This is a genomic window from Amycolatopsis sp. NPDC004169 (genome assembly GCF_040610315.1).
Taxonomy (GTDB): Bacteria; Actinomycetota; Actinomycetes; order Mycobacteriales; family Pseudonocardiaceae; genus Amycolatopsis.
Genome location: NZ_JBEXMD010000006.1, coordinates 137,130 through 157,562 on the forward strand (window position 1 = coordinate 137,130; position 20,433 = coordinate 157,562).

Consider the following 20,433-nt stretch of genomic DNA (forward strand, 5'->3'; position numbering starts at 1 on the left):
GCGGCGTGGGGGCGCGGTCCGAATGCCGACCATCGCCGGCCGTGCCGGACGGGCCCGGCGCCGGCTGCGCAGGTGGGCCGGTGAGCTGCACCCGGCGGAGCGCGCCGAGCCCCGGCCGCCAGTGCGGACGGACCAAACATGCGTTTTCGGCTATACCTCCCGCCGACGACCTCCCGCCGACGGCGTCGGAGCGGTACCGTGTGCCCCGCCGGGTTGAACACTGTTCAGCAAAGTGGCAATCGACGGGCGCCGCATTCCCGGTTCGGGTGCTGCCCACTTGCCGGGATCCCGGAACGTGGTACGGCAACCCCTTCTTCACTCGATCATTTCACCGATCCGGCCGCGTCTCCCGCGTTACCCGCCAATCGGGTGACGTGCCGTAAGCTGAAGCACAACTTCCGAAACCGGCTTACTCCGGGCATCACCCCCGTTCGTCACCCGGGTGACGCGGTGTCTTCGCAGGTGAGCGCGTCGCAGTAAAGTCAAACCTCCCAATCGAGGTAACATTTTCCGGCAGAAGAGTGAACAATAACCGACGTCGAACTACTCGCTGTCCGGGCAAACCGCAGCGATTTTTGGACATTTTCGCCAATGCTCCGTTCGGCGGTACGAGCTTTGCGTTCACTGGGTAGCGTGATGCGAATCCGGCTGGTCTTGGGGGCGACTCGACCGCCGGGTGACCGACCTGTTGCACGAAGAACGCCGGTTGTCGCGCGCGTTCGGCGGTCGTTGGCGCCCAATCAGCGCCGCGGGGGGCCGTCGAAATCGGAACAGTTTCCGGGTGTCGCCACGCGGCTTCGCGGTGGAAAGGATCACTGTGTCTTGGGCTCGTTCCTGCGGGTTTACCCGGTGGGTGGCACACCGGGCGGATTTGTTGAACGAGTGGCAAAAAGCCGGGCGCGGCGAAAGCGGCCGGCCGCCGAATTCGGCGATTTCCCTGGTCGCGGGCCGCGCCTGCCTGCCATCTCCCAGCGCGTGGACTGCCCTGCGCTGACGTCATCCGTGCTCGAAAGGTTTCCGCAATGCCGCGATACGACGTCTCGGTGCCCGACGCCGACGACGACAGATCGGTACCCGCGCGTACCCTCGCCGGGCTGTTCGAGGCCCAGGCCGCCCGTACCCCCTCGGCACCGGCGCTGACCGGCGCGGACGGCACGCTGACCTACGCGACGGTGAACGCACGGGCGAACCGCCTGGCGCGGCTGCTGATCTCCCGCGGTGCCGGCCCGGAAGGGGTCGTCGCGCTGGTCCTGCCGAGGTCGGCGGACCTCGTCGTCGCCGAGCTGGCGGCGGCCAAGGCCGGGGCCGCCTTCCTGCCGGTCGACCCCGACCAGCCCGCCGAGCGCCTCGCCTTCGTGCTCGAGGACGCCAAACCCGTGCTCGTCGTGGGCCGCGGGACCCCGGAAAGCGCCCTCGACCTCGGCGAACCCGGCCTGCTCGACGGCTTCGCGGCCACCGACCCCACCGACGCCGACCGGGCACGCCCGCTGCGCCCGGACCACCCGGCCTACCTCATCTACACGTCCGGCTCGACCGGCGTCCCCAAGGGCGTGCTCGTCACCCACCGCGGCCTGGCCGGCTTCTTCGCCGCGATGCGGGAGCAGTACGACGTGCGGCCCGGCGACCGGGTCCTCGAGTTCTCCTCGCCGAGCTTCGACGCGTCGATCCTCGAGCTCGGCATGGCGCTGCCGCACGGGGCCGCCCTGGTGGTGCCGCCGCCCGGCCCGTTGCTGGGCGACCGGCTCGCCGGCGTCCTGGCCGAGCACCGGATCACCCACGCGCTCATCCCGCCCGTCGCGCTGGCCACGCTGCCCGCGCACGCGCTGCCGGACTTCCGCACGGTGATCGTCGGCGGCGACGCCTGCCCGCCCGAACTGGTCCGGACCTGGGCGCCCGGGCGCCGGATGATCAACTCCTACGGCCCCACCGAGTTCACCGTCGTCGCCACCTGGAGCGACCCGCTGGTCCCCGGCGGCCCGCCCCCGATCGGCCGTCCGCTGCCGGACGCCACCGCCTACGTGCTCGACGAGGCGCTGCGCCCGGTCGATGCCGGCGAGCTCTACGTCACCGGCCCCGGGCTGGCCCGCGGCTACCTCGACCGGCCGGGGCTGACCGCGAGCCGGTTCGTGGCCGACCCCTTCGGCGCGCCCGGCGCCCGGATGTACCGGACCGGCGACCTCGTCCGGCGCACCGCCGACGGCGAGCTGGCGTTCGCCGGGCGGGCCGACCACCAGGTCAAGATCCGCGGCTTCCGGATCGAACCCGGCGAAGTCGAGGCGCTGCTGCTCGCCCGGGAGGGCGTCCGCGAGGCGGTCGTCGTCGCCCGCGAGGACCGGCCCGGCGTCAAGCAGCTGGTCGCCTACTTCGCCGGGGACGCCGATCCGGCGGACCTGCGCGCGGCCGCGGCCGACCGGCTGCCGCCGTACCTGGTCCCGGCCGCGTTCGTCGCGCTCGAAGCGATGCCGCTGACCCACCACGGCAAGCTGGACCGCGACGCGCTGCCCGAACCCGACTGGGCCGCCCAGGTCCGGGCCGCCCACACCCCGCCGCGGACCGAGGCCGAGCACGCGCTCGCCGAAATCTGGGCCGACGTGCTGGGCGTGCCGGACATCGGCGTCGACGCGGACTTCTTCGAACTCGGCGGGGACTCCGTCCTCGGCGCCCGGGCGCTGGCGCGGATCCGCGCCCGGTTCGGGGCCGAGCTGTCCCCGCGGGTGGTGTTCGACGCCCGCACCATCGCGAAGCTCGCCGAGCTGCTGCCGGCTCTCCCCAGTGCCCCGGCCGCCCGGATCGAGCCCGCGCCGCACGCGGCCGTGGTGCCGCTCTCGCCGGTCCAGCGCCGCCTCTGGGTGCTCGACCGGCAGCAGCCGGGCAGCACCGAGTACAACGCCGGCGTCGGCCTCACCCTCGAAGGCCCGCTGGACCGCGACGCCCTGCGCGCCGCGCTGGACGGCCTGGCCGCCCGGCACGAGGCGCTGCGGACGACCTTCCGCAGCGTCGACGGCGAAGGCGTCCAGGTCGTCGCCGGCGAAGGCACCATCCCGCTGCGGGAAGCCGACGCCGAGGCGGACCTGGACGCGCAGCTGGCGGCCGAGCTCGATCGCCCCTTCGACCTGACGACCGGCCCGCTCACCCGGGCCACGCTGCTCCGCCGCGGCCCGGAGGAGCACCTGCTCCTGCTCTGCCAGCACCACATCGTCACCGACGGCTGGTCGGTCGGCCTGCTCGTCGACGAGTTCGCCGCGCTCTACGCGGGGGAGAAGCCCGCGCCACCGGACATCGGCTACCGCGACTACTCCCGCTGGCACCACGACCGGCTGGCCGGGCTGCGCGAGCGGCAGCTGGCGTACTGGCGCACGCAGCTGGCCGGCCTCGAGCCGCTGGACCTGCCCACCGACCGGCCCCGCCCCCCGGTCCGCGCCGCCGAGGGCGCGATCCGCCGCTACGAGCTGCCGGCGGAGCTCGCCGGGCAGCTCGCCGAACTGGGGCACGACACCGGCGCGACGCTGTTCACGACGCTGACCGCGCTCGTCCAGCTGCTGCTGGCCCGCTACACCGGGCAGGACGACGTCGCCATCGGCACCGCGGTCTCCGGCCGCGACCACGACCAGCTCGAACGGCTCGCCGGCTTCTTCGTCAACACCCTGGTCCTGCGGTCCGCGGTCGACCCGGAACTGCCCTTCGACGCTTTCCTCGGCCGGGTCAAGGAAACCGTGCTGGCGGCCTTCGCCGCCGCCGAAGTGCCCTTCGACCAGGTCGTCGACGACCTGCGGCCGGCTCGTGACCCGAGCCGGACCCCGCTGGTGCAGGTCCTGCTGGTGCTGCAGCAGGACCTCGTCCGGCCCCGGGAGGCGGGCGCCCTCCGCATGGGCGAGCACGATCTGCCCCGCCCCCGGGCCCGGTTCGACCTCGTGCTCGAGTTCCGGCCGCAGGCCCGCGGCTTCGCTATCGAGTACGACACCGCCCTGTTCGACGCCGAGACGATCGACCGCTTCGCCGGGCACCTGCGGGTGCTGGCCGAGGCCGTGGTCGCCGGACCGCACCGGCCGGTGGCCGAGCTGCCGATCCTGACCCCCGCCGAGCTGGCCCACCTGGCCGGGCTGTCCCGCGGTCCGGTGCTCGAGACGCCGGAAACCACGCTGCCGCAGCTGTTCGAGGCCCAGGCCGCCCGCACGCCGGACGCCGTCGCGGTCGTCTGCGACGGCCGTTCGCTCACCTACGCCGAACTCGACGAGCAGGCCGGCCGGCTGGCCGCGGTCCTGGCCGGGCGGGGCGCCGGACCCGAGCGGTTCGTCGCCGTCTCCCTGCCGCGCACCGAACGGATCCTCGTCGCGCTGCTCGGCGTGCTGAAGTCCGGCGCCGCCTACCTCCCGGTCGACCCGGCCTACCCGGCCGAGCGGCAGGAGCTGATCCTCGACGACGCCCGCCCGGCCCTGCTGCTCACCCCGGACGGGCACGGCCCGGGAACCGTGCCCACCTTGGCATTCGACGACCCGGCGCTGCTCGATGGCGCTTCCGCCGCGGCGCCGGGGCGCACCACGAACCCGGACCACCCGGCCTACGTGATCCACACGTCCGGCTCGACCGGCCGCCCCAAGGGCGTCGTGGTGGCCCACCGCAGCGCCGCGAACCTGATGGCCTGGGCGGCGCACGACTTCCGGGACGTCTTCCGGCCGGGGTCCACGGTGGTCGCTTCGACGTCGCTCAACTTCGACGTCTCGGTGTTCGAGATCTTCGCGCCGCTGACGACCGGCGCGACCGTCGAGATCGTCCGGGACGTGCTGGCACTGGGCGAAGGCGAGCACACCGGCCGTCCGGTCGGCCTGGTCAGCGGGGTGCCCTCGGCGTTCGCCCAGCTGCTGGCTCAGGGCGCGGTGTCGGTGCGGCCGTCCACTGTGGTCCTGGCCGGCGAGGCACTGACCCGGCACGCGCTGCTCGACATCCGGAAAGCGGTGCCCGGCAGCCGGATCGCGAACATCTACGGGCCCACCGAGTCCACTGTGTACGCCACCGCGTGGTACCACGACACCGACCGCACGCCGCCGATCGGCCGCCCGATCGCCGGCATCCGCGCGTACGTGCTCGACCGCGGGTTGCGGCCGGTGCCGGTCGGCGTGCCGGGCGAGCTGCACCTCGGCGGCGCCGGGGTGGCCCGCGGCTACCTCGGCCGGCCGGGCCTGACCGCCGGCCGGTTCGTCGCCGACCCGTTCGGCGCGCCGGGCGCCCGGATGTACCGGACCGGGGACGTCGTCCGCTGGAACACCCGCGGCGAGCTGGAGTACCTCGGCCGGGCCGACGACCAGGTCAAGATCCGGGGCTTCCGGATCGAGCCCGGCGAGGTGGCGGCCGCGCTGCGGAAGCACAGGGGAGTCACCGAGGCGGTGGTCGTCGCGCGCACCGACGGCGGGCACCAGCGGCTGGTCGCCTACGTCGTCCCCGAAGCACCCGCCGGCCTGCGGGAGTTCCTGGCCGCCACGCTGCCCGCGCACCTGGTGCCCTCGGCGTTCGTGCCGCTCGATGCGCTGCCGCTCAACCCCAGCGGCAAGCTCGACCGGCGTGCCCTGCCCGCCCCGGACTGGGCGGGCGGCACCACCCGCGTCGCCCCGCGGACCGAGACCGAACGGCTGCTGGCGGGCATCTGGGCCGACGCGCTCGGGCTGCCCGAGGTCGGCGTCGAGGACAACTTCTTCGAGCTCGGCGGCGACTCGATCCTCGGCATCCGGCTGGTGTCCGAAGCGGCCAAGGCCGGGCTGCGGATCACCACGAAGGACGTCTTCCGGCACCAGACGATCGCCGCGCTCGCCGCGGCGGCCGGAGTGGCCGAGCCGGCGGCCGAGCGGCAGGCGGCGACCGGCGAAGTGGTCGTCACCCCGATCCAGCACTGGTTCCTCGACACCGACCCGGCCGACCCTGACCACTTCGTCCAGCAGCTGAGCGTCCGGCTCGCCGGGGACGTCGACTCCGGCCGCCTGCGCGCGGCGGTGAACACCGTCGTCGCGCACCACGACGCCCTGCGGCTGCGCTTCCGCCGGACCGCGGACGGCTGGGCCCAGGAACACGCCGAGCCCGGGGAGACCGACGTCTTCGGCGCGAAGATCGACATCGGGCACGGTCCGCTGGTCAGCGCCGAACTCACCGGCACGACCCTGCGCCTGGCCGTCCACCACCTGGTGGTGGACGGCGTCTCGTGGCGGATCCTGCTGGAGGACATCGAGCACGCCTACCACGGCCGGGACCTGAGCGCCCGGACGACGTCCTTCCGGGACTGGGCGGCCCGGCTCGCCGGGCACCCCTTCGACGGCGACCTGCCGTACTGGCAGGCCGTCGCGGGCGCCGACATCCCACTCGACACCGAGGGCGCCAACACGGTGGCGAGCACCCGCGCGGTCACCACCCGGCTGGACGCCGAGCTGACCCGGGCGCTGCTGCAGGAGGTCCCCGGCGTCTACCGGACGCAGGTCAACGACGTGCTGCTGGCCGCGCTCGGCGACGCCCTGCGCCGCTGGACCGGGGCCGGGCGCGTGCTCGTCGACCTCGAAGGCCACGGCCGGGAGGACCTGTTCGACGACGTCGACCTCTCGCGCACGGTCGGCTGGTTCACGTCGCTGTTCCCGGTCGGGCTCGAGGTGCCGGCCGACGGCGTCGCGAACCTGCTCAAGTCCGTCAAGGAGCAGCTGCGCGCCATCCCGGCCCGCGGCCTGTCCTACGGCGTGCTGCGCCACCTCACCGGGACCGCTCCCGCGGTGAGGCCCCGGCTCGGCTTCAACTACCTCGGCCGCTTCGAGGCCGATGGCGAGCTGTACCGGGGCCTCGAGCGGGAACTGGAGCTGGTGCAGAACCCGGCCGACATCCGGCCGCACGCCGTCGAGGTCGTCGCCCGGGTCGCGGGCGGCCGGCTGGAGATCACCTGGTTCTACTCCGACCGGCTCCACGCCGAAGCCACCATCCGGACCGTCGCCGACGACCTCGTCCGCGGCCTCGCCGGGATCGTCGCGCACTGCACCGCCCCGGACGCCGGCGGCCGGACGCCGTCGGACTTCCCGCTGGCCCGGCTCGACCAGGCGGCCGTGGACCGGCTGGCCGGCGACGGCCGCGACGTCGAGGACGTCTACCCGCTCACCCCGGCCCAGGCCGGCATGCTCTTCCACCGGCTCACCGGCGGTGGCCGGCACGCCTACCTCCAGCAGGTGACGTTCGTGCAGAGCGACGTCCCGGATCCCGCGGCGCTGGGCCGCGCCTGGCAGCGGGTGGTCGACCGGACCCCGGTGCTGCGCACCCGGGTGGTCTGGGACGGCCTCGACGAGCCCGTGCAGGTGGTCCACCGGCAGGTCGCGCTGCCGATCGAGTACCGCGACTGGACGACCGCGCCGGAGGACCTCGACGCCGTGCTGGCCGCCGACCGGGACACCGGCCTGGACCTGGGTGAGCTCCCGCTGATGCGGCTGCTGCTCGCCCGCGTCTCGGCGACCGAGGTCCGGGTCGTCTGGACGTTCCACCACCTGCTGCTCGACGGCTGGAGCCTCTTCCAGGTGCTCTCCGACGTCGCCGCGGCGCACGCGGGACGTCCGCTGCCCACCCGCCGCCCGTTCCGCGACCACCTCCGGTGGCTGTCCGAACAGGACACCCCGGCGGCGGAAAAGTACTGGCGGGAGAGGCTTTCCGGACGGCAAGAGCCGGCCCGGCTGCGCACCGACCGCGCCGACGGCGGGCACCCGGTCGAGTCGACGGCCTCGCTGCGGATCGAGCTGGCCGCCGGACCGCTGCGCGCCGCCGCGCAACGGCACGGGCTGACCCTCAACACGCTCGTCCAGGGCGCCTGGGCGGTGTTGCTGGCCCGCCACACCGGCCGTCCGGAGGTCTGCTTCGGCACCACGGTCGCCGGGCGGCCCGCCGAACTGCCCGGCGCGGACGAGATCACCGGCATGTTCATCACCACGCTGCCGGTCGTCGCCGACGTCGGCGAGCGGGCGGCGGCGGTGGACTGGCTGCGCGGCCTGCAGGAGGCCCAGGCCGAGGCCCGGCGGTTCGACCACCTCTCCCTGGCCCGCCTGCAGAGCTGGGGCGGGGAGTTCGACACCCTGCTCGTGTTCGAGAACTACCCGGTGACCGCCGGGCTCGGGCTGCGCGACCTGCGCGGGGTCGAGACGACCAACTACCCGCTCAGCGTCGTCGCCTACCCCGGCGAGGAGCGCCTGGAGTTCCTGTTCGGCTACGACCCCGGCCTGTTCGACGCCGAGACGATCGCCGGGTTCGCCTGCCACCTGGAAACCCTGCTGGCCGAGCTCGCGACCCGGCCGCACGAGCCGCTCGCCCGGCTGCGCATGCTCACCGGCGGCGACGAGCGGGCCGTCCTGGCCCGGGGGCGCGGCACTGCGCAGGACCACCCGGACACGACCGTGCCTGCGCTGTTCGCCGAGCAGGTCCGCCGCACCCCGGACGCGATCGCCGTCACCGGCGGAGAAACCCTGACCTACGCGGAACTGGACGCACGGGCGAACCGGCTGGCGCACCGCCTGCTCGCCCTCGGCGCGCAGCGGGACGGCCTGGTCGGGCTGCTGCTGGGCCGCTCGGCCGACGTCGTCGTCGCCGAACTGGCGGTGCTCAAGGCCGGCGGTGCCTACCTGCCGCTGGACGCCCGCGCGCCCCGCAGCCGGCTGGCCGCGCTGCTCGACGGTGTCCGCGTGGTGGTGACCGACGACGCCGGCCGGGCACTCGCCGCCGAGATCCACAATGGACCGATCGTCGCGGTCCGCGAGCTCGGGGACGAGCCGGCCGGGGCGCCGGAAATCCCGCTCCGGCCCGGGAACCTGGCCTACGTCATGTACACGTCCGGCTCGACGGGCACGCCCAAGGGCGTGGCGGTCAGCCACCGCGACATCGTCGGCCTGGCCCGGGACGGGTCCTTCGCCGGGCCTGCGCACCGGACCGTGCTCATGCACTCGCCGCCGGCCTTCGACGCGTCGACGTACGAGGTGTGGGTGCCGCTGCTGAGCGGCGGCCGCGTGGTGGTCGCCCCGCCGGGGAACGTCGACGCGGACGTCCTGCGCTGCCTGATCGGCGCGCACGGCGTCACCGCGGTGTGGCTCACCGCCGGGCTGTTCCGCCTGCTGGCCCAGGAAGACCCGGGCTGCCTGGCCGGCGTTGCCGAGGTGTGGACCGGCGGGGACGTCGTGCCCGCCGAAGCCGTCCGCCAGGTGCGGGCCGCGTGCCCGGACCTCACCGTCGTCGACGGCTACGGCCCCACCGAGACCACGACGTTCGCCACCCGGTTCGTGGTCGGGCCGGACGAGCCGGTGCCCGCAGCGGTGCCGATCGGGCGGCCACTGGACGCCATGGCCGCTTACGTCCTCGACCACGGGCTGCGGCCGGTGCCACCGGGCGCCGTCGGCGAGCTGTACCTGGCCGGCACCGGGCTCGCCCGCGGCTACCTCGGGCAGCCCGCGCTGACCGCCGAACGGTTCCTCGCCGATCCCTTCGGCGCGCCGGGCGCCCGGATGTACCGGACCGGTGACCTGGTCCGCTGGATCGACGACGGCGTGCTGGAGTTCGCGGGCCGGGCCGACGACCAGGTGAAGATCCGCGGTTTCCGCGTCGAACTCGGCGAGATCGAAACGGCGCTGACCGCCCACCCCGAGGTGACCGAAGCCGTCGTCGTGGCGGCCGAGCACGGCGGGGCCAAGCGGCTCGTCGCCTACGTGGTCGCGACCGGGACGCCGGACCTGCGGGAGTTCCTGCTGCGGACGCTGCCGGACTACCTGGTCCCGGCCGTCTTCGTGCCCCTGGACGCCTTGCCGCTCAACGACAACGGCAAGGTCGACCGCCGGGCCCTGCCCGCACCGGACTTCGTCTCCGGGCTCGGCTACCGCGAGCCCGCGACGGACGCCGAGCGGCTGCTCGCCGGGATCTGGGCCGAGGTGCTGCGCGTGGACCGCGTCGGCGCCGACGACAACTTCTTCGAGCTCGGCGGCGACTCGATCCTGTCCATCCAGGTGGTCTCCCGTGCCCGCCGGGCCGGGCTGAACCTGATGCCCGGCCAGGTCTTCGACCACCCGACCGTCGCCGCCCTCGCCCTCGCCGCCACCCCGGCCGCGCCCGCCGCGGCCGCCGCCGGGCCGGTGACCGGCGACCTGCCGCTGACGCCGGTGCAGCACTGGTACCTCGACCCGCGGCCGGTGCACCCGGAGCGGTTCGTCCAGACCGTCACGGTCGAGGTGGCGGACGCCGCGGCGCTGCCTCGCGCGCTTCGCGACCTCCAGCTGCACCACGACGCCCTGCGGCTGCGCTTCACCGCCGACGGCGCCCACCACGCGCCCGACGCCCCGGACGTCCTCGGCGCCACCATCGACCTGCAGAACGGGCCGCTGCTGAGCGCCGAACTGTCCGGCACGACGCTGACGCTCTCCGCGCACCACCTGGTCGTCGACGGCGTCTCGTGGCGGATCCTGCTGGAGGACCTGCGAACCCTCCTCGACGGCGGTGAGCTCCCGGCCCGGACGACGTCCTTCCGCGACTGGGCCCGCGCACTGGCCCGGCACACCGCCGACGGCTTCTTCGACGACGAACTCGCCCACTGGGCGGCGATCGACGCCGACCCGGCCCTGCCGGTCGACGGCACGGGCGAAAACACCTACGGTTCCGCGCGCGAAGTGGTCGTCCGGCTGCCCGCGGCGGCGACCCGGGCGGTGCTGCACGACGTGCCGGCGGCCTACCGGACGCAGGTCAACGACGTCCTGCTGACCGCGCTCGGCCGGGTGCTGGGCGACTGGACCGGCCGCGACCGCGTGCTGGTCGACCTCGAAGGCCACGGCCGGGAAGACCTGTTCGGCGGCATCGACCTCTCCCGCACGGTCGGCTGGTTCACCTCGATCTTCCCGGTCGAGCTGACCGCCTCCGGCGAGGACTGGGGCGGGGCGCTGAAGACGACGAAGGAGCGGCTACGCGCGATTCCCCGCCGCGGCCTCGGCTACGGCGCCCTCCGCTACCTCGCCGGGACCGCCCCGCGCGTCGAACCCCGGATCAGCTTCAACTACCTGGGCCGCTTCGACCACGGTGGCGGCCTCGGCGGCGCGGCGCACCCGGAGCAGGTCCGCGCGCACCAGCTCGACGTCGTCGGCGCGGTCGTCGGCGACGAACTGGAACTGACCTGGCACTACGCGGACGGCGTGCACACCGAGGCCACCGTGCGCCGGCTGGCCGGCGCGCTCCTCGACGCCCTCACCGGGATCGTCGACCACTGCGCCCGGCCGGACGCGGGCGGCCGCACGCCCTCGGACTTCCCGCTGGCCCGGCTCGACCAATCCACTGTAGACCGATTGGCCGGCACCGGCCGCGACGTCGAGGACATCTACCCGCTCACCCCGATGCAGGCCGGCATGGTCTTCCACAGCCTCGTCGACGGCGCGGCCGGGACCTACCTCAACCAGGTGCGGCTGCGGCTGACCGGCATCACCGACCCCGGGCGACTGGCCCGTGCGTGGCAGCAGGTCGTCGCGGACACGCCGGTGCTGCGCACCCGCGTCGTCTGGGAGGGCCTCGACGAGCCCGTGCAGGTGGTCGCCCGAGCTGTCACGGTCCCGGTAGTCCACCTCGACTGGACCGCGCTGAGCGACGACGAGCGCGCCCGCGAGCAGGAGCGGTTCCTCGAGGCGGACCGGGCCGCGGGCTTCGACCTCGCGACCGCCCCGCTGCTGCGCCTGGCGATCGCCCGGCTGCCCGGCGGCGACGTGCTGCTGGTGTGGACGTTCCACCACGTGCTGCTCGACGGCTGGAGCGCCGCGCAGGTGTTCGGCGAGGTCTGCGCCCGGTACGCGGGCGCCGCCGTGCCGGGCCACCGCCCGCCGTTCCGCGAGTACCTGCGGTGGCTCGGCGAGCAGGACACCGCGGACGCGGAAACGCACTGGCGCGACCAGCTCGCGGGCCTGCGGACGCCGACGCCGCTGCCCTACGACCGCCGTCCGGTGGAGGCGCACCGCGCGCGGTCCGCCGCCTCGGTCCGGGTGTCGGCGCCCGCCGACGGGCTCCGCGACCTGGCGCGCCGCGCCGGCCTGACCCTCAACACGATCGTGCAGGGCGCGTGGGCGCTGGTGCTGTCGCGCTACAGCGGGGAAACCGGCGTCGTCTTCGGCACCACGGTGTCGGGGCGGCCCGCCGACCTGCCGGGCGTGGAGGCGATGGCCGGGCTGTTCATCAACACCCTGCCCGCACCGGTGACCGTCCACGACGGACTCACCGTGGCGGACTGGCTGCGCGAGCTGCAGACGGCCCAGGCGCGCTCGCGCCGGTTCGACTTCGTGTCACTGGCCCAGCTGCAGACCTGGGCGGGCGGCAGCACGCTGTTCGACAGCATCCTGGTGTTCGAGAACTACCCGTTCGACACCGAAGCCGTGGCCGCGCACGGGATCGGCCTGCACGAGGACGGCGAGCTGCAGCCGACCAACTACCCGCTCAGCGTGGTCGTCACGCCGGGCGAGCGCCTGGAAGTGTCGTTCGACCACGACCCGGACCTGTTCGACCGGGTCACCGTCGACCGGCTCGCTCAGCAGCTGCTGCGGGCGCTGGACCGCCTCGCCGCGAGCCCCGGAACGCGGGTCGGCGAGCTCGACCTGCTCACCGGCGAAGACCGCGAGCGCGTGCTGCGGACGTTCAACGACACCGCGCACCCGCTGCCGGAGGCCACCGTGGTGAGCCGGTTCGCCGACCAGGTCCGCCGGACGCCGGACGCCCCGGCGGTCGACGACCTGACCTACGCGGAGCTGGCCGCCCGCGCCGACGGACTCGCCTCGCGGCTGATCGAGCTGGGTGTCGGGGCCGAGGACCGGGTGGGGCTGCTGCTGGAGCGTTCGGCCGACCTCGTCGTGGCCGAGCTGGCGGTGCTGCTGGCCGGTGCCGCCTACGTGCCGGTGGACCTGCGGGCCCCGGCGAGCCGGATGCGCGTGGTCCTGGCCGAAGCGGGCGTCACGGTGGTCATCGCCGGGGAGTCCTATCAGGACATCCACAGTGGACCGGTGGTCGGGGTGGCCGAGACCGGCCCGGCGGGGGCGCCGGAGGTCCCGGTGCGCCCGGCGAACCTGGCGTACGTCATGTACACCTCCGGGTCGACCGGCAAGCCGAAGGGCGTCGCGGTGACCCACCGCGACATCGTGGCACTGGCCTCGGACCGCTCGTTCGCGGGCGACGCGCACCGGAGCGTGCTGCTGCACTCGCCGCAGGCGTTCGACGCCTCGACCTACGAGGTGTGGGTGCCGCTGCTCAACGGCGGCCGGGTCGTCGTCGCGCCGCCGGGGGACGTCGACGCCGAGGTGCTGCGTGAGGTGGTCGGCCGCCGCGGGGTGCGGGCGCTGTGGCTCACGGCCGGGCTGTTCCGGCTGCTGGCGCAGGAGGACCCGGCCTGCCTGCGCGGTGCCGGTGAGGTGTGGACCGGCGGCGACGTCGTGCCCGCGGCCGCCGTCCGCCAGGTGCGGGAGGCGTGCCCGGGGCTGACCGTCGTGGACGGCTACGGCCCCACGGAGACGACGACCTTCGCCAGCCGGTTCTTCCTGGCCCCCGGCGACCCGGTCCCGGAGGCGATGCCGATCGGGCGGCCGCTGGACAACATGGCCGCCTACGTCCTGGACGCCGGGTTGCGGCCGGTCCCGCCGGGTGTCAGCGGGGAACTGTTCATCGCGGGCGCCGGTGTGTCCCGCGGCTACCTCGGCCGGCCGGGACTCACCGCGGAACGGTTCGTGGCCAACCCGTTCGGGGCGCCGGGGGAGCGGATGTACCGCACCGGTGACGTCGTCCGCTGGTCCGGCGACGGCGTGCTGGAGTTCGTCGGCCGCGCGGACGACCAGGTGAAGATCCGGGGGTTCCGGATCGAGCCGGGCGAGATCGAAACAGCCTTGGCCGCGCACCCCGACGTCACCGAAGCGGTGGTCGTCGCCCGCGACCGGCGGCTCGTCGCCTACGTCGTCACGACCGGAAAACCGGACCTGCGCGCGTGGCTGCGGCGGGACCTGCCCGACTACATGGTGCCCTCGGCGTTCGTGACGCTGGACGCGCTTCCGTTGAGCGCCAACGGGAAGGTCGACCGCCAGGCGCTGCCCGAGCCGGTCGCGGAGCCGATGACCGGGTACGTGCCGCCGCGCACGGAGACCGAACGCGTGCTCGCCGAGGTCTGGGCCGACGTGCTCGGCGTCCCCGGCGTCGGCGCCGAGGACAACTTCTTCGAACTCGGCGGCGACTCGATCCTGTCCATCCAGGTGGTCTCCCGGGCCCGCCGCCACGGCCTCGCGCTCACCCCGCGGGACCTGTTCGCGCACCAGACCGTCGCCGCGCTGGCCGTGGCCGCGGGCTCGGCCGCCGTCACCGTGGCCGAACAGGGCCCGGTCACCGGTTCCGCCGCGCTGACCCCGATCCAGCACTGGTTCTTCGCCGGCGACTTCGGCGACCCCGACGGGTTCACGCAGTCGGTGCGCGTCGAGCGGGCCGAGCCCTTCGACGTCGAGACGCTGCGCGCGGCACTGGCGACGCTGGTCGAGCACCACGACGCCCTGCGCATGCGGTTCACCGGCGGCGGCCAGGAGAACGCCCCGGCAGGGACGGCCGAGGTGCTCGGGGCCGAGATCGACGTGACCGGCGGGCCGCTGCTGACCGCCGAACTCACCGGCCCCACGGCCCTGCGGCTGACCGTCAACCACCTCGTCGTCGACGGCGTCTCGTGGCGAATCCTCCTGGAGGACCTGGAAACCGCCTACCGCGGCGGCCCGCTGCCGCCGAAGACGACCTCGTTCCGCGACTGGGCCAACCGGCTCGCCGCGCACGCCGAGGCCGGCGGCTTCGACGACGAACTGCCGTACTGGCGCAGTGCCCTCGCCGTCGACCCGGCCCTGCCGGTCGACGACACCGACGGCGGCGTGGGCACCGGCACGGTCACCACCCGCCTGGACGCCCAGCTGACGCGGGCACTGCTGCAGGACGTCCCCGGCGTGTACCGGACGCAGGTCAACGACGTGCTGCTGGCCGCACTCGGCCGGGTGCTGGCCCGCTGGACCGGCCGCGACGGCGTCCTGGTCGACCTGGAGGGCCACGGCCGCGAGGACCTGTTCGACGACGTCGACCTGTCCCGCACGGTCGGCTGGTTCACCTCGCTGTACCCGGTCGCGCTGCGGATCGGCGACGAGTGGGGCGCCTTGCTCAAGTCGGTCAAGGAACAGCTGCGGGCCGTGCCCCGCCGCGGGGTGGGCTTCGGCGCGCTGCGCTACCTGACCGGGACCGCGCCCGCGCTGCGGCCCCAGATCAGCTTCAACTACCTGGGCCGCCTCGACGGCGCGGCCGGCAGCCTCGACTCGTCGGTCGGCGAAGGCGCGGGCCGCGCGCACCTGCTCGACGTCGTCGGCCGGGTGGACCGGGACAGCCTGGAACTGACCTGGTACTACTCGCGTGACACGCACACCGCCGCCACCGTCGAAAAGCTGGCCGCCGAACTGGTGGCCGCGCTGGGCGAAGCCGTCGCGCACTGCGCCGAGCCCGGAGCGGGCGGCCGGACCCCGAGCGACTTCCCGCTGGCCGGGCTGGACCAGCGGCAGGTGGACCGGATCGCCGGCGACGGCCGCGGCGTGGCCGACGTCCACCCGCTCACCCCGATGCAGGCCGGGATGGTCTTCCACGGGCTGTCCCAGGAAGCACAGGGCGTCTACTTCGAACAGGTCACCACCGTCCTCGACGGCGTGGCCGAGCCGGAGCTGCTGGCGCAGGCCTGGCAGCACGTCGTCGACCGGACGCCGGTGCTGCGCGGCAGCGTGGTCTGGGAGGACGTGCCGGAGCCGCTGCTCGTGGTCCACCGCGCCGCCCGGGTGCCGGTCACCCAGCTGGACTGGCGGGACCGCGACCGCGAGGAAGCCCTCAGCGCGCTCCTCGCCGACGACCGGGCGAAGCCGTTCGACCTCGCGGCCGCGCCGCTGCTGCGGGTCGCACTGGCCCGGCTGCCCGGCGACGCCGTCCAGCTCGTCTGGACGTTCCACCACGTCCTGCTGGACGGCTGGAGCGTCTTCCAGGTGCTCTCCGACGTCTGCACCGCCTACGCCGCCCTGCGCGACGGCACACCGCCCGCCCTGCCGCACCGGCGGCCCTTCGGGGACTACGTCACCTGGCTGCGCGAGCAGACCGCCGAAGGCGCCGAGGACTACTGGCGGCGAGAACTCGCCGGTGTCACCGAGCCGACACCGCTGCCCTACGACCGGCCGCCCGCGGCCACCCACGAATCGAGCTCCTCGACGTGGGTCGGCCGTGACCTCGGCGAGGCGGCGACCGGCAGGCTGGCGGCGTTCGCCCGGCGCGAGCGGCTCACCGTCAACGCCGTCGTGCAGGGTGCCTGGGCGCTGCTGCTGGCCCGGCTCAGCGGCGAAGACGACGTCTGCTTCGGGGCCACCGTGTCCGGCCGCCCGGCCGGGCTGGCCGGCGTCGACGACATCACCGGCATCTTCATCAACACCCTGCCCGTGCGGGTCACCGCCGACCCGGCGGCCCCGGTCGCCGCCTGGCTGCGCGGTCTGCAGACCGCGCAGGCCGAGTCCCGCCGGTTCGAGCACGTGCCGCTGACCGCGGTGCAGGCCTGGAGCGGTGTCGAGGGCGGCCGGAACCTGTTCGACAGCCTCGTGGTGTTCGAGAACTACCCGGTCACCGCGGACGACGTCGCGGCCCACGGCGTGCGGCTGCGTGAACTGCAGGCGATGGAGACGACCAACTACCCGCTCAGCGTCGTGGCCGCCCCCGGCCCGCGCCTGTCGCTCGGCCTCGGCTACGACCCGGCGCTGTTCGACGAGCCGACGGTCGAGCGGCTGGCCCGGCAGCTCGAACACCTCCTCGAGGCGATCGCCGAAGACCCGGCCCGGCCGTTGCGCGAGTTCGACGTCCTCGACGCCGCCGAACGCGAGCAGGTCCTGGTCGCGTTCAACGACACCGGCCACGACGTCCCGCCGGTCACCTTGACCGAGCTGATCGAGGCCCAGGCGGCCCGCACGCCCGACGCCGTCGCCGTGGTCTCGCACGGGGAACGGCTCACCTTCGCCGAGCTCGACACCCGCGCCGACCGGCTGGCGCGGCTGCTGGCCGCGCGCGGAGCCGGGCCGGAGCGGATCGTCGCCCTCGCCCTGCCGCGCTCGGTGGACATCGTCGTCGCACAGCTGGCGGTGCTCAAGACCGGTGCCGCCTACCTGCCGGTCGACCCCGATTACCCGGCCGAGCGGATCGCGTTCATGCTCGCCGACGCCCAGCCGGTCGTCGTGGTGACGCTGCCCGGCACGCCGGTGCCGGGTGGGAACGTGCTCGTCCTCGCCGGCTCGGAAGGCCACGGCCCGGCCACCCCGCTGGGGCGGTCCGTGCCGCCGGCCGCGCCCGCGTACGTCATCTACACCTCGGGCTCGACCGGCACCCCCAAGGGTGTCGTCGTCACCCACGCCGGCCTGGCGAGCTTCTCGAGCGCCGAGATCGCCCACTTCGACGTCCGGCCCGGCGACCGGGTGCTGCAGTTCTCCTCGCCGAGCTTCGACGCGTCGGTGCTGGAGCTGTGCATGGCGCTGCCCGCCGGGGCCGCGCTGGTCGTCCCACCGCCCGGGCCGCTGCTCGGCGACCACCTGGCCGCCGTGCTGCGCGACGAAGGCGTCACGCACGCGCTGATCCCGCCGGTGGCGATGGCGAGCGTGCCCGACGTCGAGCTGCCCGCCTTCCGCACCCTGGTGGTCGGCGGCGAAGCCTGCCCGGCCGACCTGGTGGCCCGCTGGGCGCCGGGCCGCCGGATGATCAACGCCTACGGGCCCACCGAAACCACGGTGGTGGCGACCTGGAGCGACCCCCTCGAGCCGGGGGCCACCCCGCCGATCGGCCGCCCGATCCGCAACACCCGCGTCCGCGTCCTCGACCCCGCGCTCCGGCCGGTGCCGATCGGCGTCGCGGGGGAGCTGTACGTCTCCGGGGCCGGGCTCGCCCGCGGCTACCTGGACCGGCCGGGGCTCACCGCGTCGCGGTTCCTCGCCGACCCGTTCGGGGCGCCGGGGGAGCGGATGTACCGCACCGGCGACCTGGTCCGGTGGCGGGCCGACGGCACCCTCGAGTTCCTCGGCCGGGCCGACGACCAGGTCAAGATCCGCGGCTTCCGGATCGAGCCCGGCGAGATCGTGGCGGTGCTGCGCAGGCACCCGGACGTCCGGGACGCCGCCGTCGTGGCGGACGGGCAGCGGCTGATCGCCTACGTCGTCGGCGAGGCCGGTGCCGGATTGCGGGAGCACGTCGCCGCGACCCTGCCGGCGCACCACGTGCCCGCCGCGTTCGTCCGGCTCGACGCGCTTCCGTTGACCGCCAACGGAAAGCTCGACCGGCGGGCGCTGCCGGCGCCGGCGGCCCCGGTGGAGACCACCGGGTACGTGCCCCCGGAAACCGAGACCGAAGAGGTCCTCGCGGCCATCTGGGCCGAAGCGCTGGACCTCGACCGGGTCGGCGTCGAGGACAACTTCTTCGCACTCGGCGGCGATTCGCTGCGCAGCCTGCGGATCACGTCGATGACGAAGTCCGCCTTCGACGTCGAGCTCACGCCGAAGGACGTGCTCACCGCCGGCACCGTGCTGGCGCTGGCCGAGCTCGTCGAAGAACGGGTCCTGCAGGACCTCGAACGGCTCGCCGCCGGCCAAGACCGCTGAAACCCCTGATACCCCTGATACCCCTGATTCGAAAGGAAAGCATCCCATGCAGGACGACGCCGAATTCCAGGTGCTGGTCAACGACGAGGGCCAGTACTCGCTGTGGCCGGTCGCGAACGAGGTACCCGCGGGCTGGCGCACCGACGGCTTCCGCGGCGGCCGCCAGGAGTGCATGGACCACGTCGACGAGGTGTGGACCGACATGCGGCCGCTGAGCCTGCAGCGGCAGATGGCCGCCGACGGCTGAGCCCGTCGCGTGGGGCAAGGCGGGCTCGCACCCGCCTTGCCCACCACGACCGGCCATCCCCTTGACCCGACGCGGAAGGTCTCCCATGCCCTCTCCTACGACGCTTTCCCAGTCCTCCCTGCGCGTTCCGCTGCCGACGGCCGAGGGCCGGCTGCAGCGGCTGCTGACCGGACTGGCCCACAAGCACGGCGTCCCGGCCGCCCAGCTGGTCGTCACCGACGGCGGCCGGACGGACACCGCCACGGCAGGCGACGTCACCGCCGAAGCGAAGTTCCCGGTCGGTTCCATCACCAAGGCGTTCACCGCGGCACTGGCGATGCTGCTGGTCGCCGACGGCGACCTCGACCCGGACGACCCGCTCGGCGAGCACCTGGACGGTCTCGGCCCGCTGGTCGGCAGACCGACCGTCGGGCAGGTGCTCAGCCACACCGGCGGGCTGCCTGCCGCGCTCGGCGCCGCCGCCGACGGGGCCGGCTCGGCTCGCCGGTACCTGCGGGCCTGCCGCGAGGCCGGGCTCGTCCAGCCGCCCGGCCAGTGCTTCTCGTATTCGAATGTCGGGTACGTGCTCACCGGGTACCTGGTCGAGGCCGTCACCGGGATGAGCTGGTGGGAGGCGGTGGACGCGCTGCTGCTCGAAGAGCTCGGCGTCGGCGCCGCGTTCGTCGTGGAGCCGGGCGGCCGGCGCCGGACCGAGGGACACGTCAGCGGCCACGCCGTGCACGCGGCGACCGGCCGCGCCCGGTCCGTTGCGCAGACGCTGAGCCCGGCCGAGGCCGCGGCCGGGGCGCTGGCGCTGAGTGCCGGGGACCTCGCCGCCTTCGGGAGCATGTTCTGCGGGGGCGACGGGCCGCTGCCGCCGGACCTGGCGGCCGCGATGGGGCGGCCGGTGCCGGGGGCGGAGCCGTTCGGCCTGGCCGACACCTGGGGCCTCGGCCTGGCCGGCTACCGCGGCGCCGACGCGGACTGGACCGGCCACGACGGCACGGCGGACGGCACGTCCTGCCACCTGCGGATCGACGCGGCGCACGGCCGGGTGGTCGCGCTGACGACCAATGGGAGCACGGGTTCGGCGCTGTGGACGGACCTGGTGGCGGCCCTGCGGCTCGAAGGTCTCCCGGTGGGCGACTACGAGCTGCCGGCCGACCTCGACCGCGCGGCCCGCCCGGCGGCCGACCTGACCGGCCACTACACCAACGGCGACCTGGAGTACGAAGTGGACGTCCGCCCGGACGGCGACGCGGTCCTGGTCGTGGACGGCGAGGTCTACCCGGAGCTGGCCTTGCTGCGCGACGGCGCGTTCTCGGTCCGCGAGCCGGCCACGGGCCGCCGCATCATCGGCGGCCGCTTCCTGACCGACCCGGCAACGGGAGCGATCAGCGCAATGCAGGCCGGCGGCCGCGTCGCCCGCCGACGGCGCCGCGCTTCCTGAGCTGCCGCTCTGCCCGGCCCTACTTGTGTCGTGAGGAAACGAAAGCGATGACCACCTCGAGGAAGAGCCGTATCGACGCGTTGCCCGCC

At 74.5% G+C, this 20,433-nt stretch carries 3 protein-coding genes; all 3 read left to right on the plus strand.

What is annotated here, in order from left to right:
• Window positions 1-1,022: 1,022 nt before the first annotated feature.
• The 3 genes from ABZX11_RS10455 (at window position 1,023) to ABZX11_RS10465 (ending at window position 20,344) form a co-directional block, all read left to right on the plus strand.
• Entirely contained in the window at window positions 1,023-18,668 is a 17,646-nt protein-coding gene (locus ABZX11_RS10455) for a non-ribosomal peptide synthase/polyketide synthase (protein WP_354911766.1), read from the plus strand.
• 46 nt (window positions 18,669-18,714) lie between these two features.
• The gene (locus ABZX11_RS10460) at window positions 18,715-18,915 is read left to right on the plus strand and encodes an MbtH family NRPS accessory protein (protein ID WP_176176526.1); all 201 of its coding nucleotides are present in this window, start codon (window positions 18,715-18,717) and stop codon (window positions 18,913-18,915) included.
• A gap of 85 nt (window positions 18,916-19,000) precedes the next feature.
• On the plus strand, window positions 19,001-20,344 hold the full coding sequence (locus ABZX11_RS10465) for a serine hydrolase domain-containing protein (RefSeq protein WP_354911770.1): 1,344 nt from the start codon (window positions 19,001-19,003) through the stop codon (window positions 20,342-20,344).
• The last annotated feature ends 89 nt before the right edge of the window (window positions 20,345-20,433 follow it).